This window comes from Mesorhizobium sp. M0518 (genome assembly GCF_040321125.1).
Taxonomy (GTDB): Bacteria; Pseudomonadota; Alphaproteobacteria; order Rhizobiales; family Rhizobiaceae; genus Mesorhizobium.
The window spans coordinates 282,369-295,301 of record NZ_JAMYQY010000005.1; the positions used below are offsets into that span (position 1 = coordinate 282,369).

The window sequence follows — 12,933 nt, forward strand, 5'->3', positions numbered from 1 at the left end:
TTTTGCTCGCCTCTGTTAGGACGCGGGCAAACTTCTCGATACGTCAGGACTGACCGATGATCCCTCGCTATTCCCGGCCGGAAATGGTCGCCATCTGGTCGCCCGAAACCCGGTTTCGCATCTGGTTCGAGATCGAAGCCTATGCGTGCGACGCGCTGGCCGAACTCGGCGTCATCCCAAGGCAAGCGGCCAAAACCATCTGGGAAAAGGGCAGTGCTGCAAAATTCGATGTCGAGGCGATCGACGAGATCGAGCGCGTCACCAAGCATGACGTCATCGCCTTCCTGACCCATCTTGCCGAATTCGTCGGCCCGGACGCCCGCTTCATCCACCAGGGCATGACCTCGTCGGACGTTCTCGACACCTGCTTTGCCGTACAGCTTACCCGCGCCAGCGACATTCTGCTCGCTGACATCGACGGCCTGCTTGCAGCGCTGAAGCGCCGTGCCTTCGAGCACAAGGACACCGTCACCATTGGCCGCAGCCACGGCATCCATGCCGAGCCGACCACCTTCGGCGTCAAGCTGGCGCAGGCCTATGCCGAGTTCTCGCGGTGCCGCGAGCGTCTGGTTCATGCCAGGGAAGACATTGCCACCTGCGCCATTTCGGGCGCAGTCGGCACCTTCGCCAACATCGATCCCTATGTCGAGGAGCATGTCGCGGCGAAGCTCGGCCTGAAGCCCGAGCCGGTGTCGACGCAAGTGATCCCGCGCGACCGCCATGCGATGTTCTTTGCCACGCTCGGCGTCATCGCCTCCTCGGTCGAGCGGCTGTCGATCGAGATCCGGCATCTGCAGCGCACCGAGGTGCTGGAGGCGGAAGAGTATTTTTCGCCGGGCCAGAAAGGCTCGTCGGCCATGCCGCACAAGCGCAACCCGGTGCTGACCGAAAACCTCACCGGGCTTGCCCGCATGGTGCGCTCCATGGCGCTGCCGGCGATGGAGAATGTGGCACTCTGGCACGAGCGCGACATCTCGCACTCCTCGGTCGAGCGCATGATCGGGCCGGACGCCACGGTGACGCTTGATTTCGCACTGTCACGGCTGACCGGCGTCATCGACAAGCTGCTTATCTACCCCGACAACATGCTGAAGAACATGAACAAGTTCCGCGGTCTCGTGCATTCGCAGCGCGTCATGCTGGCACTGACGCAGGCCGGCCTGTCGCGCGAAGACTCCTACCGGCTGGTGCAGCGCAACGCTATGAGGGTATGGGAGCAAGGCGCTGATTTCCTTGAAGAACTGCTCGCCGACAAGGAAGTGACCGCAGCGCTGCCAGAGGTCGATATCCGCGAGAAATTCGACTTGGGCTATCACACCAAGCATGTCGACACGATCTTCAAGCGGGTGTTCGGATAGGATTTCCATGCGACTGGCTGTCCTTTCCGACATTCACGGGAATCTGCGCGCGCTTGAAGCGGTTCATGCGCGGATCAAGGACAATTCTCCCGACATCATCGTCAATCTGGGTGATTGTCTCTCCGGGCCGCTATGGCCGGAAGAAACCGCGCAATATTTGATTGCACAGAACTGGCCGACCGTGCGCGGCAATCACGACCGTGTGCTGATCGAGCCGCCGGCTTCCGGGCTGGAAGACGTCGATGCCTTTACCCACCATTGCCTCTCCCAGACGTCATTGGCTTGGCTTTTGGCATTGCCGATTGCCCTGACGCTCGCCCCTGAAATTCTGCTCTGCCACGGCAGCCCCAGCGACGACGAGACGTTCCTGCTCGAGGAAGACGGCGGCAATCACTTCTATCCATCCAATCAAAAAGAAATCAGACACAAGCTCGGCAGCATCGATGCCGGGCTGACCTTGTGCGGCCACACCCATACGCCGCGCGTCGTGCGGCTTTCCGACCGCCAGACGATCCTAAATCCCGGCAGCGTCGGTGTTCAGGCGTTTCCCGGCCTTACCGTGACCGGCAGCCCGCATGCCCGCTACGCCCTCGCCACGCACAAGCGCGGAGAATGGTCGTTCAGCCATCACGCGGTCAGTTATGACTGGGCCGAAGCATCCAGCCGCGCGACGGCGGCCGGCTTCGACAGTTGGGCACACGGATTGCTGACCGGTTACGCCGCCAGTTCTGTTTAAGAGCGCAGCGGGCGCTTAGCCGGCAGCGCCAGGCACGGTGCGGATCACCGTGCCCCACGGGTCTTCCCGCGTGGTTTCGGTGGATGCCTTGTCCGAACGCATCTCGACCCAGGCCAGACCTGACCGGGAGGGATCGCGGCGGCCTGCGCCTGAACTCTGCCAGGCGTTGGCGCCGATGTGGTGGTGATAGCCGCCCGAAGACAGGAACACCGCCTGGCCGCCATATTTCGCCACCGTGTCGAAGCCGAATTCCTGGTTCCACCAGGCTTCGGCGTCTTCCGGCCTGCCGACACGCAGGTGGACATGGCCGACGATGCTGTTTTCCGGCGCGCCCTGCCAGCCGGCGTCACCCGCAGGCACTTCGGCAACGACGGACGGAATGTTCAGCCGCTCCGTTGCCATGGCAATCTTGTCGCCATTCCACTTCCAGTCCTGCGGGCGGCGGTCGGCATAGATCTCGATGCCATTGCCTTCGGGATCGGTCAGGTACAGAGCTTCGCTGACCAGATGGTCGGAAGCGCCCTCGATCGCGATCTTGTTCGATATAGCGTGGTTGATCCAGCGGCCGAGATCGGCGCGGCTGGGCAGCAGGAAGGCGGTGTGGAACAGCCCGGCGCTGCGCGGATCATCCGGCTTAGCTGAAGCGTCCTGCTCAAGCACCAACAAGGGACGGTTGGCGGCGCCCAGCGTGATCGAACCATCGGCACGGCTCAACTCCTGCAGACCGACAATTTCGCGGTAATATGCGGCAAGGCTTTCCGCGTCGCGCGCCTTCAGCCCGACGCGGGCAACGCTGACTGGGGTGGTGGCGGCAAAAGGCAACTCGCTCATCAAATGCTCCGTTCGACCGGCCTGCGATGAAGCTCCCAAAGCGAGAAGCCCCACTCCGCCGATCATTGTACGTCGTGTCAGTTCCAAAGTCAGGGTTCCCGCGCACGGCTGTTTCTTTTCCTGACCACAGATCGTCCATCGGCATCGTTCACACAAGACGCGAAGAAGCGAACATGGTGTTCACTATTGTGATCAAAAGTGGCGTTCCCGCCGGTTGCACGAAGCGATGCCGCTCGCTATCTCAGCGCCATGAAGGTCAAGGAAGCAGATATCCTCATCGTGCCGGGCTACACCAATTCCGGCCCCGACCATTGGCAGAGCCGCTGGCAGTCGAAACTGTCGACGGCGCGCCGCGTCGAACAGGCCGAGTGGTCGAAGCCGGTTCGCGAGGACTGGACCGCGAGCGTCGCCAAGGCGGTCAACGAGGCCGAGCGGCCGGTCGTCCTGGTCGCGCATTCGCTCGGCGTCACCACTGCGGTGCAAGCCATTCCGCAATTCCGCAAGCCGATCGCCGGGGCCTTCTTCGTGGCACCTCCCGACGTCGCCAATCCCGAGATCAGGCCCAGGCACCTGATGACCTTCGGTCCCTACCCGCGTGAGCCGCTGCCCTTTCCCTCGATCGTGATCGCCAGCCGCAACGATCCGTTCTGCGCCTTCGATGTCGCCGAAGACATTGCCGGTGCATGGGGCTCACTATTCATCGATGCCGGCGAGACCGGTCATCTGAACGCGGATTCAGGCTTCGGGCCGTGGCCCGAAGGTTCAATGACCTTCGCCAAATTCCTGACGGATTTGAAACCCTGAGTTTCTTCAGGACCCAATCGAATCGCGGACGCTCTTGATCAGCGTTTTTGCGCCAAGCCCGATCAGCGAATGCTCGGAGCCCATGGCCAGCAGGCGATAGCCCATCGACACAACCCGGCCGGCAATTGCCGGCTCGACAACGTAGATCGCCGCATGTTTGCCGGCCTTGCGGGTGCGCTCGGCCACCGATGCCACCGTCTCCATCATGCTTTCCAGCGTCGAATTGACGGTCGCACCATTGCTCCAGGCGATCGAGAAATCCGATGGGCCGAGGAAGATGCCGTCGATGCCGGGCGTGTCGAGGATGCCGTCGAGCGCATCGAGGGCCGGACGCGTCTCGACCATGGCGAAGGCCATGGTGCGTTGGTTGGTGTCGCGCAGCCACTCGGCCTGGTCGCCCTTGCCGTGGCGTGGAAAAGCGTAAGTCGGCCCCCATGAGCGCTCGCCGAGCGGCGGGTATTTCATGGCGGCGGCGAACAGTTTTGCATCGGCAACCGAATTCACCATCGGCGCGATGACCGCCTCGGCGCCGAAATCGAGCGCGCGGCTTGCCATGTCGAAACGGCCAACAGGAATGCGCACCAGCGCCGGCTTGCCGGCAGCGAGCACCGGCACCAGGCCACGCAGCACACTGTCTTCGTGATGGCCGCCATGCTGCATGTCGAGCGTGACGGCATCAAAGCCCTGCTTGGCGACGATCTCGACGGTCAAGGCATCCGGCACGCCGGACCATGCGGTGAACAACGTTTCGTCGGCCGCGAGGCGGGACTTCAGGGACATGGGTACTTTCCTTGTTAACTCCGGCAGTTTCAGCCGGAAATCGTGACAAAGGCAAAGAAAAACCGCCCGGATAGGCCGGGCGGTCGATTGGTCCAGCGTATGGCCGGGATCAGCGCATGGCCCGGATCAGGTGTTCTTGATCTGCTCGATCGCCTGCGCCATCAGTTCGTCCATGGTGCGGCGGATCTGGTGGTCCGACTGCTCGACGCCGGCCGCGTCGAAATCCCCGCGGATTTTGCGGAACACGTCGTGGTCGCCGGCTTCCTCGATGTCGGAGATAACCACTTCCTTGGCATAGGCGTCGGCATCAGCGCCGGACTTTCCGAGCTTTTCGGCGGCCCACAGGCCGAGCGCCTTGTTGCGGCGCGCCGAGGCCTTGAACCGAAGCTCCTCGTCGAATGCGAATTTACGCTCAAAGCCCTCTTCGCGGTCTTTCATGCTGCTCATGGCGTCCCTCCGGTCAAATTCGATTCGTTGGCGGTGAATATGTGCGTTGCCAAAGCACAAACCAAAAGGTCGCGGGCCGGTCAATACGCTTCATCGCATGCTGCGCTGCGACATTTCAGTCCCGAAAGCGGTTGATTGGAAGGATTTGCCGATTGAGCAAACGATGTGATTGGGATAGACCCGGCATTGAACCCTACCGTAGCCGCACTATTTCAGGCAGACGGACAGGAAATGGTCTGATACCGCCTGTCCGGAACCCCAGAGAAAAATCCAGATGAAAAATCGCCGCCGCATTTATGAAGGCAAGGCCAAGATACTCTATGAGGGACCCGAACCGGGCACGCTTATCCAGTTCTTCAAGGATGACGCCACCGCGTTCAACAAGAAGAAGCATGAAGTCATCGACGGCAAGGGCGTCCTCAACAACCGCATTTCCGAGTACATCTTCAACCATTTGAACCGCATGGGGATCCCGACCCATTTCATCCGCCGGCTGAACATGCGCGAGCAGTTGATCAAGGAAGTCGAGATTATTCCGCTCGAAGTGGTGGTGCGCAATGTCGCCGCCGGTTCGCTGTCCAAGCGGCTCGGCATCGAGGAAGGCACCGTTCTGCCGCGCTCGATCATTGAATTCTATTACAAGGCCGACGCGCTTGACGATCCGATGGTGTCGGAAGAGCACATCACTGCGTTCGGCTGGGCGAGCCCGCAGGAGATCGACGACGTCATGGCGCTGGCCATCCGCGTCAACGACTTCCTCTCCGGCCTGTTCATGGGCGTCGGCATCCAGCTCGTCGACTTCAAGATCGAATGCGGCCGGCTGTTCGAGGGCGACATGATGCGCATTGTCGTCGCCGACGAGATCTCGCCGGATTCCTGCCGCCTGTGGGACGTGGCGACGCAGGACAAGCTCGACAAGGATCGTTTCCGCCGCGACATGGGCGGCCTCGTCGAGGCCTACCAGGAAGTTGCCCGCCGCCTCGGCATCATGAACGAGAACGAGCCGCCGCGCCCGACCGGCCCGGTGCTCGTCGCCTCGACCGACGGCCTCAAAGGCAAGCCGCACTGATCGCGGCTTGCGAACTGATAGTCAGAACAGGAGCATGTCCAGCGTGATCAAGGCCCGCATTACCGTCACCCTCAAGAACGGCGTGCTCGACCCGCAGGGCAAAGCGATAGAACACGCATTGTCGGGCCTTGGCTTCGGCGGCGTCGGCGCGGTGCGGCAGGGCAAGGTTTTCGACGTCGAACTGGCCGAAAGTGACAAGGCCAAGGCCGAAGCCGACCTCAAGGCCATGTGCGACAAGCTGCTGGCGAATACGGTGATTGAGAATTACGCGGTGGAGATTGCCTAAATTGAAAGCAGCCGTCGTCCTCCTGCCCGGCCTCAACCGCGACCGCGACATGATCGCGGCGTTGACCAAGATTTCGGGAACACCGCCAGTCACCGTCTGGCAGACCGACACCGAAATCCCCGATGTCGACCTGATCGCCATTCCGGGCGGCTTTTCCTTCGGCGACTATCTGCGCTGCGGCGCGATCGCTGCGCGCATGCCGGTCATGCGGGCAGTGGCCGAAAAAGCGGCCGCGGGCGTTACAGTCATCGGCGTCTGCAATGGTTTCCAAATCCTGGTCGAGGCCGGCCTGTTGCCGGGCGCCTTGATGCGCAACACCTCGCTGAAATTCGTCTGCCGGCAGGTGAAGCTCGAGATCACCAATGCCAACACCATGTTCACCCGCCGCTATCAGCCGGGCCAGATCATCCGCTCGCCGGTCGCGCATCATGACGGCAATTATTTCGCCGACGCCGACACGCTTGCCCGTCTCGAAGGCGAAGGCCAGGTGGTGTTCCGCTATGCGGAGGGCACCAACCCCAACGGCTCGATCAACGACATTGCCGGCATCGTCAACAGCCAAGGCAATGTGCTCGGGCTGATGCCGCACCCGGAAAACCTGATCGAAGCAGCCCATGGCGGCACCGACGGCCGCGGACTGTTCGAGAGCGCCCTCGGCATCGCCGCCTGACGATATCGAAGCGAACAGCTTGAAAACAGCCGGACATTCCTGTCTCTTTGGAGCAAGTCTGGTTCATTGGGGAGAGAGACGGTCATGAAACTCTATTCGCGGCCGTTGTCGCCCTACTCGTCGATCGTGCGGGCACTGGCCTACATCAAGGACGTACCACTCAAGATCATCGCGCCGCCGCCCGGTTTCCCCATCCCGGAAGAGTTTCGCGCCATCTCACCGATGAACCGGATTCCGGTTCTGATCACCGGCTCGGGCGAAACCATCGTCGAATCGGTGGTCATCGCCGAATATCTCGAGGAACGGTTCCCGGAACCGGCGCTGCTGCCGCCCGATTCCAAGGACCGCGCGCTGGTGCGTATGTTCGCCCGCATCACCGATCTCGATGTGCTGACACCGATGATGAAGCTTTTCGAGCTTCATTCCGTGCCGAAGCGAAACAATGCCGAGATCGACGCCCAGTTCGCCCGCCTACATCATGGACTGGCGGCGATCGAGGCCCGCATGGCGCAAGGGCCCTTCGCACTCGGCGACGACATTAGTTTCGCCGATGGCTGGCTGACGCCGACGCGGTTCATCTTCAACAATTTTCGCGTTATGACGGGACGCCACGACCTGCTCGACGCCTATCCGAAATTCGACGCCTACCAGCAGATCGCCTCGCAACACCCGGCATTGTCGCGGGTGTGGGGCGAGATGACCGATGGTTTGAAGATTTTTCTTTCCGAGCTTGAGATGGGTGCCGCTTGATCAAGTCGAAGACGATCGCGCTGGTCGCCGCGGCGGGCTTTGTGCTGGCATCCTGCCAGTCGACGCCAAAGAGCACGCCTGTTCCCTCAGGCAAAAGTGCTGCGCTGCTGGCCATGGAACAAGTGGCGATCGCTGCCCACAAATGCTGGATCGCCAGCAAGGACCCAGCCTTCAAACCGTACCAGATGGCCAATGAGCTGAATTCGTTCAGCGGCACGCCGCGTTTCCTGCTGGTGCCGGCCAAGCACTATGGCGGCAAACCTTTGCTCGTCGTGCAAGCGCAAGGCAATTCTAGCCGCGTCGACGTCTTCGGACCGCTGATGAACGATCCGCTCGGCGCCCGCATCGGCTCGGACATCGCCCGTTGGCAGGCCGGCAATCCGGCCTGCGCCGCGACGGCCTAGCCCGTGGGCCGGTTCCTGCAGATCGCGGGTCTGGTCATCGGTCTGGCCGGGCTCATCCTGCAGTTCTGCATCAGCATTCCGGCATCGATGGAAGCCGGCCGCAGCCTGCTTGGCTCAATCATTTTCGTCTTCAGCTTCTTCACCATCCTGACCAACATCGGCGCGGTGCTGGTGTACACGTCGCTGCTGTCACCCACCTTCTATGCCTGGCTGCCGGCCGTTGCAGGCGCGCGGATGCGCACCGGCGTTGCGGTTTCGATCGCGCTGGTCTTCATCATCTACGCAACGGTCCTGGCACAACTCTGGCAGCCGCAGGGGCTGTTCCTGCTCTGCGACGTCCTGCTGCATTATGTGACGCCGGTGCTCTTCGTGCTGTGGTGGTTGATATCGGGCGCTGACGGCAGGACGCGCTGGAGCGACATTTCCTGGTGGATGCTCTATCCCGTCGCCTATCTGATCTATGCGCTGGTACGGGCACCGCTTGCCGGCGAGGTGCCCTATCCCTTCCTTGACGTCGCCAAGAACGGTGCGCCCAGCGTTGCCATCTCGGCGCTGGCCATCACCGGACTTTTTCTCGTGCTGTGCGTGGTCGCCGTCCTTGCGGACCATGGCATTGCACGCATCAGGGCATCAAAACTCCGCTAGCTTTCAGTCCCAGAACGGCCTGATGCCCTCACGGTGGGCATCGCAGCGCGAGACGCCGATATCCTTGAGCTGATCATCGGTCATTTCCAGCAGCGCCAGCCGGCTGCGGCGGCGATCCAGCAGGCTGTCGATCCATCTCGCCAGCGATCTGACCAGACGCACCAGACGGCTGACAAAGCCGCTCCGGTCCGATGGACGTGTCGCTTGGCCCGATAACTCGGCGCTCGAATGACGGATTGTGGCGATTGTATTCATTTTCTTTCTACCAGAATTCCAAATTGTACCCTTTTTGGCACGCATCTGATATGTATTGACTCATGTATGGGTGCAATATAGAAAATTGTCACCATGACAAATTGGCTCCCCGACCTCACCACCGGCTCCGGCCCGCTGTATCAGCGGCTTGCGGATTCCATCGAAACGGACATCGACCGGGGGGTGATCGATGCCGGCGCAAAGCTGCCGCCGCAACGCGACCTCGCCTACGACATCGGCACCACCGTCGGCACGGTCGGCCGGGCCTATCAATTGCTGCGCGAGCGTGGGCTGGTGAGCGGCGAAGTCGGGCGTGGAACCTATGTGCTCGGCCAGCGCGCGAAGCCGGATTTTCCGGCTCCGGACGTCGGCGGCGAAGGCACACGCTATATCGATGCGCCTAAAGGCAAGCTGCGTTTCGACAGCACCGCAGCACCCGATATCGGCCAGGGCGACATCGTCGCCGGTGTCCTGTCGCGCACGGCGCAGGACCATCCACATGAGATTTCAAGCTACACGCGGGATTTTCCCGACCGCTGGTACGAAGCCGGCGCCCGCTGGTTGGCGCGCAATTCGTTTCGTCCGAGTGCCGACACCATCGTTCCCACGCTCGGCACCCATGCGGCGGTGATGGCGGCAATCGCGGCGCTCACCATGCCTGGCGACTATGTTGCCTTCGAGCACCTCACCTACTCGCAGATTTCCCGCAGTGCCGGCCTGATCGGCAGGCGCACCGCGCTGGTGGCATCGGACGAGGAAGGCATCGATCCGCAGGATTTCGAGCGCGTCTGCGCGCAAAAGCATCCCAAGATGATCTTCCTGATGCCGACTGCGCAGAATCCGACGCTGGCCACCTTGTCGGCGGCGCGCCGCGAGGCGATCGCCCATGTCGCACGCGAATACAACGTAGTCCTCATCGAGGACGACCTCTATGGCAATCTGACCGATGACCCGACACCATTGCTGGCCGAGTATGCGCCTGAACGCACCATTGTCGCGGGCGGCCTGTCGAAGTCGGTCGCAGCCGGTGTACGCGGCGGCTGGCTTTCTTGCCCGCCCGCCTACCGCCACCGCATCCGTGTCGCTCACAAGATGATGACCGGCGGCATGCCCTTCCTGCTGGCGGAGGTGAATACAAGGCTGGTGCTGTCAGGTCAGGCGGATGAGATACGCAAGCGCAGCATCGCCGAAATCGGCGCCCGCATCGCCATCGTGCGCGAGACTTTGGCCGGCTTCGCATTCAAGTCGCATGACAGGGTGCCCTTTGTCTGGCTGACCCTGCCCGACCCCTGGCTTTCCGGCACCTTCAAGAACGCCTGCCTTGAGCACGGCGTGCTGATCGACGATGAGGACGAGTTCAAGGCCGGCCGCTCCGAGCAGGTTTTCCATGGCGTCCGCTTTGGCGTTTCGCAGCCGAGACAGCGCGAGGACATAGCCGAAGGCGTCGCGGCGATCCGGCGACTTCTCGATGAAGGCCGCGCCGGCTACGACAGCTTCTCCTGACACTGCGTGGCTTTGTCCGGTTTTCCGTCGTTTTTCGTCGATCCATGGGTGTATCGGCCGCGAGGCTTGCGATAAGACGGGACTCAAAATCCCAACGTCCCGGATATAAATCGCCGCCCATGACCATTTCCAATTCCGTGCCGATCACCCCCGAGCTCATTGCCTCACACGGGCTCAAGCCCGACGAGTATCAGCGCATCCTCGACCTCGTCGGGCGCGAGCCGAGCTTCACCGAACTCGGCATCTTCTCGGCGATGTGGAATGAGCACTGCTCCTACAAATCCTCGAAGAAGTGGCTGCGCACGCTGCCGACCACCGGTCCGCAAGTCATCCAGGGGCCGGGCGAGAATGCCGGCGTGGTCGACATCGGCGACGGCGACTGCGTCGTCTTCAAGATGGAGAGCCACAACCACCCGTCCTATATCGAGCCCTACCAAGGCGCGGCGACCGGCGTCGGCGGCATATTGCGCGACGTCTTCACCATGGGCGCGCGGCCGATCGCGGCGATGAATGCGCTGCGCTTCGGCTCGCCTGACCATCCCAAGACCCGGCACCTCGTTTCAGGCGTGGTTTCCGGCGTCGGCGGCTATGGCAACGCCTTCGGCGTGCCGACAGTCGGCGGCGAGGTCAATTTCGACGCCCGCTACAATGGCAACATCCTGGTCAACGCCTTTGCGGCGGGCCTTGCCAAAACCGATGCGATCTTCCTGTCGGAAGCCAAGGGCGTCGGCCTGCCGGTCGTCTATCTCGGCGCCAAGACTGGCCGCGACGGCGTCGGCGGCGCCACCATGGCTTCGGCCGAATTCGACGACAAAATCGATGAGAAGCGCCCGACAGTGCAGGTCGGCGATCCCTTCACCGAAAAATGCCTGCTGGAAGCCAGCCTCGAACTGATGGCCTCGGGCGCCGTCATCGCCATCCAGGACATGGGTGCCGCCGGCCTCACCTGCTCGGCGGTCGAAATGGGCGCCAAGGGCGACCTCGGAATCGAGCTCGATCTCGACAAGGTTCCTGTGCGCGAAGAGCGCATGAGCGCCTACGAAATGATGCTTTCGGAAAGCCAGGAGCGCATGCTGATGGTGCTGCGCCCGGAAAAGGAAAAGGAAGCCGAGGCGATCTTCCACAAATGGGGGCTCGATTTCGCCATCGTCGGCAAGACCACCGACGATCTGCGCTTCCGCGTTCTGCACCAGGGCGACGAGGTCGCCAACCTGCCGATCAAGGATCTTGGCGACAAGGCTCCGGAATATGATCGGCCGTGGACCGAACCGAAAAAGCCGGCGCCGCTGGCCGCCAATGACATTCCGCAAGCCGACGTTGCAGACGCGCTGCTGAAGCTGCTCGGCGGGCCCGACCTGTCTTCGCGGCGCTGGGTGTGGGAACAGTATGACACGTTGATCCAGGGCAATTCGCTGCAGCTTCCAGGCGGCGATGCCGGCGTGGTCCGGGTCGAAGGCCATGCGACCAAGGCGCTCGCCTTCTCCTCCGACGTGACGCCGCGCTATTGCGAGGCCGACCCCTATGAGGGCGGCAAGCAGGCGGTGGCCGAATGCTGGCGCAATTTGACCGCCACCGGCGCTCTGCCGCTGGCCGCAACCGACAACCTCAATTTCGGCAACCCGGAACGGCCTGAGATCATGGGCCAGCTGGTCGGCGCGGTGAAAGGCATAGGCGACGCCTGCCGTGCGCTCGGATTCCCGATCGTCTCCGGCAATGTCTCGCTCTACAACGAGACCAACGGCCAAGGCATCCTGCCAACCCCGACCATAGGCGGCGTCGGGCTGATCGCCGATTGGTCGAAGATGGTGCGGATCGGCTTTGCGGCCGAGGGCCAGATGATCCTGCTGGTCGGCGCACCGGCGTCCTGGGGAACGCATCTTGGCCAATCGGTCTATTTCAGGGACGTACACGGCCGCACGGATGGCCCGCCGCCGCCGGTCGATCTCGATCACGAAAAACGCGTCGGCGACCATGTGCGAGCGCTCATCGCCTCCGGCATCGTCACGGCGGCGCACGACGTTTCCGATGGCGGTGTCGCCGTTGCACTTGCCGAGATGGCGATGGCGTCCGGAATCGGCGCCGCCGTTCCCGGGCTTGTCGGCACCGACCCGATCCCGGTCTGGTTCGGCGAGGATCAGGGCCGTTATCTCCTGACGCTGTCGATCGATCCGCATGGTGACGAATGGGACGCCATTCGCAAGCAGCAGGGCGAACTCGGCATCTTCGCGCCGTGGATCGGCTCGACCGGGGGCAACGCGCTGAAGCTTGGCGACGCCAGGGCAATCCCGGTCAGCGAACTCTCCGCGGCGCACGAAGGCTGGTTCCCCCGCTTCATGGACCAGGCCAGTTGACGAGAGCATGATCCCGAAAAGTGGGAACGGTTTTTCGGGAAACT

At 62.4% G+C, this 12,933-nt stretch carries 15 protein-coding genes; 11 read left to right on the forward strand and 4 right to left on the reverse strand.

Going from position 1 to position 12,933, the window contains the following annotated elements; all coding sequences use genetic code 11:
- Positions 1–56: 56 nt before the first annotated feature.
- Together purB and NKI66_RS09880 are read left to right on the forward strand one after the other, a co-directional pair.
- Positions 57–1,358 (forward strand): adenylosuccinate lyase, encoded by a 1,302-nt coding sequence (gene purB, locus NKI66_RS09875; RefSeq protein WP_023810347.1) that lies wholly within the window; start codon positions 57–59, stop codon positions 1,356–1,358.
- 7 nt (positions 1,359–1,365) lie between these two features.
- Positions 1,366–2,094, forward strand: a complete 729-nt coding sequence (locus tag NKI66_RS09880; protein WP_023810346.1) for a metallophosphoesterase family protein — start codon at positions 1,366–1,368, stop codon at positions 2,092–2,094.
- A 15-nt stretch (positions 2,095–2,109) separates the two neighbouring features.
- On the opposite strand, the gene NKI66_RS09885 is transcribed toward NKI66_RS09880, so the two are convergent.
- Complete coding sequence (locus NKI66_RS09885) at positions 2,110–2,925, reverse strand: VOC family protein (RefSeq protein WP_023810345.1); 816 nt, start codon at positions 2,923–2,925, stop codon at positions 2,110–2,112.
- A gap of 249 nt (positions 2,926–3,174) precedes the next feature.
- On the opposite strand from NKI66_RS09885, the gene NKI66_RS09890 reads away from it, so the two are divergent.
- Positions 3,175–3,729, forward strand: coding sequence for an RBBP9/YdeN family alpha/beta hydrolase (locus NKI66_RS09890; RefSeq protein WP_023810344.1), 555 nt, complete (start codon positions 3,175–3,177; stop codon positions 3,727–3,729).
- A 6-nt stretch (positions 3,730–3,735) separates the two neighbouring features.
- Here the strand turns inward: NKI66_RS09890 and NKI66_RS09895 are convergent, their stop codons facing one another.
- Both NKI66_RS09895 and NKI66_RS09900 read right to left on the reverse strand, forming a co-directional pair.
- Positions 3,736–4,509 carry an HpcH/HpaI aldolase family protein gene (locus NKI66_RS09895; RefSeq protein WP_023810343.1) on the reverse strand — a complete coding sequence of 258 codons (774 nt, stop codon included), beginning with the start codon at positions 4,507–4,509 and terminating at the stop codon, positions 3,736–3,738.
- A 126-nt stretch (positions 4,510–4,635) separates the two neighbouring features.
- Positions 4,636–4,956 carry a DUF1476 domain-containing protein gene (locus tag NKI66_RS09900; RefSeq protein WP_013532126.1) on the reverse strand — a complete coding sequence of 107 codons (321 nt, stop codon included), beginning with the start codon at positions 4,954–4,956 and terminating at the stop codon, positions 4,636–4,638.
- Between the two features lie 274 nt (positions 4,957–5,230).
- Here NKI66_RS09900 and purC point away from each other — a divergent pair, with 274 nt between their 5' ends.
- The 6 genes from purC (at position 5,231) to NKI66_RS09930 (ending at position 8,780) form a co-directional block, all read left to right on the forward strand.
- On the forward strand, positions 5,231–6,025 hold the full coding sequence (gene purC / locus NKI66_RS09905) for a phosphoribosylaminoimidazolesuccinocarboxamide synthase (protein ID WP_013532127.1): 795 nt from the start codon (positions 5,231–5,233) through the stop codon (positions 6,023–6,025).
- A gap of 43 nt (positions 6,026–6,068) precedes the next feature.
- The gene (purS, locus tag NKI66_RS09910) at positions 6,069–6,311 is read left to right on the forward strand and encodes a phosphoribosylformylglycinamidine synthase subunit PurS (protein ID WP_023810342.1); all 243 of its coding nucleotides are present in this window, start codon (positions 6,069–6,071) and stop codon (positions 6,309–6,311) included.
- A gap of 1 nt (position 6,312) precedes the next feature.
- Positions 6,313–6,981 carry a phosphoribosylformylglycinamidine synthase subunit PurQ gene (purQ, locus tag NKI66_RS09915; RefSeq protein ID WP_023810341.1) on the forward strand — a complete coding sequence of 223 codons (669 nt, stop codon included), beginning with the start codon at positions 6,313–6,315 and terminating at the stop codon, positions 6,979–6,981.
- Between the two features lie 84 nt (positions 6,982–7,065).
- Positions 7,066–7,731 (forward strand): glutathione S-transferase family protein, encoded by a 666-nt coding sequence (locus tag NKI66_RS09920; RefSeq protein WP_352751530.1) that lies wholly within the window; start codon positions 7,066–7,068, stop codon positions 7,729–7,731.
- Positions 7,728–8,135 carry a hypothetical protein gene (locus NKI66_RS09925; RefSeq protein WP_023810339.1) on the forward strand — a complete coding sequence of 136 codons (408 nt, stop codon included), beginning with the start codon at positions 7,728–7,730 and terminating at the stop codon, positions 8,133–8,135. The genes NKI66_RS09920 and NKI66_RS09925 overlap by 4 nt, the downstream gene beginning before the upstream one ends.
- 3 nt (positions 8,136–8,138) lie before the next feature.
- Complete coding sequence (locus tag NKI66_RS09930) at positions 8,139–8,780, forward strand: Pr6Pr family membrane protein (RefSeq protein ID WP_023810338.1); 642 nt, start codon at positions 8,139–8,141, stop codon at positions 8,778–8,780.
- A 3-nt stretch (positions 8,781–8,783) separates the two neighbouring features.
- Here NKI66_RS09930 and NKI66_RS09935 read toward each other — a convergent pair whose 3' ends face one another.
- The gene (locus tag NKI66_RS09935) at positions 8,784–9,035 is read right to left on the reverse strand and encodes a DUF1127 domain-containing protein (RefSeq protein WP_352720345.1); all 252 of its coding nucleotides are present in this window, start codon (positions 9,033–9,035) and stop codon (positions 8,784–8,786) included.
- Positions 9,036–9,128: 93 nt separating this feature from the next.
- Between NKI66_RS09935 and NKI66_RS09940 the strand changes: the two genes are divergently transcribed.
- Positions 9,129–10,538: an aminotransferase-like domain-containing protein gene (locus tag NKI66_RS09940; RefSeq protein ID WP_352751532.1), complete on the forward strand. Its 1,410-nt coding sequence runs from the start codon at positions 9,129–9,131 to the stop codon at positions 10,536–10,538.
- Between the two features lie 119 nt (positions 10,539–10,657).
- Positions 10,658–12,889 carry a phosphoribosylformylglycinamidine synthase subunit PurL gene (gene purL, locus NKI66_RS09945; protein ID WP_023810335.1) on the forward strand — a complete coding sequence of 744 codons (2,232 nt, stop codon included), beginning with the start codon at positions 10,658–10,660 and terminating at the stop codon, positions 12,887–12,889.
- The last annotated feature ends 44 nt before the right edge of the window (positions 12,890–12,933 follow it).

Excerpts from the sequence above, each read along its gene's own strand:
- purB (WP_023810347.1), top strand. The coding sequence starts at position 57 with ATGATCCCTCGCTATTCCCGGCCGGAAATGGTCGCCATCTGGTCGCCC.
- NKI66_RS09880 (WP_023810346.1), top strand. The coding sequence starts at position 1,366 with ATGCGACTGGCTGTCCTTTCCGACATTCACGGGAATCTGCGCGCGCTT.
- NKI66_RS09885 (WP_023810345.1), bottom strand. The coding sequence starts at position 2,925 with ATGAGCGAGTTGCCTTTTGCCGCCACCACCCCAGTCAGCGTTGCCCGC.
- NKI66_RS09890 (WP_023810344.1), top strand. The coding sequence starts at position 3,175 with ATGAAGGTCAAGGAAGCAGATATCCTCATCGTGCCGGGCTACACCAAT.
- NKI66_RS09895 (WP_023810343.1), bottom strand. The coding sequence starts at position 4,509 with ATGTCCCTGAAGTCCCGCCTCGCGGCCGACGAAACGTTGTTCACCGCA.
- NKI66_RS09900 (WP_013532126.1), bottom strand. The coding sequence starts at position 4,956 with ATGAGCAGCATGAAAGACCGCGAAGAGGGCTTTGAGCGTAAATTCGCA.
- purC (WP_013532127.1), top strand. The coding sequence starts at position 5,231 with ATGAAAAATCGCCGCCGCATTTATGAAGGCAAGGCCAAGATACTCTAT.
- NKI66_RS09920 (WP_352751530.1), top strand. The coding sequence starts at position 7,066 with ATGAAACTCTATTCGCGGCCGTTGTCGCCCTACTCGTCGATCGTGCGG.
- NKI66_RS09935 (WP_352720345.1), bottom strand. The coding sequence starts at position 9,035 with ATGAATACAATCGCCACAATCCGTCATTCGAGCGCCGAGTTATCGGGC.
- NKI66_RS09940 (WP_352751532.1), top strand. The coding sequence starts at position 9,129 with ATGACAAATTGGCTCCCCGACCTCACCACCGGCTCCGGCCCGCTGTAT.
- purL (WP_023810335.1), top strand. The coding sequence starts at position 10,658 with ATGACCATTTCCAATTCCGTGCCGATCACCCCCGAGCTCATTGCCTCA.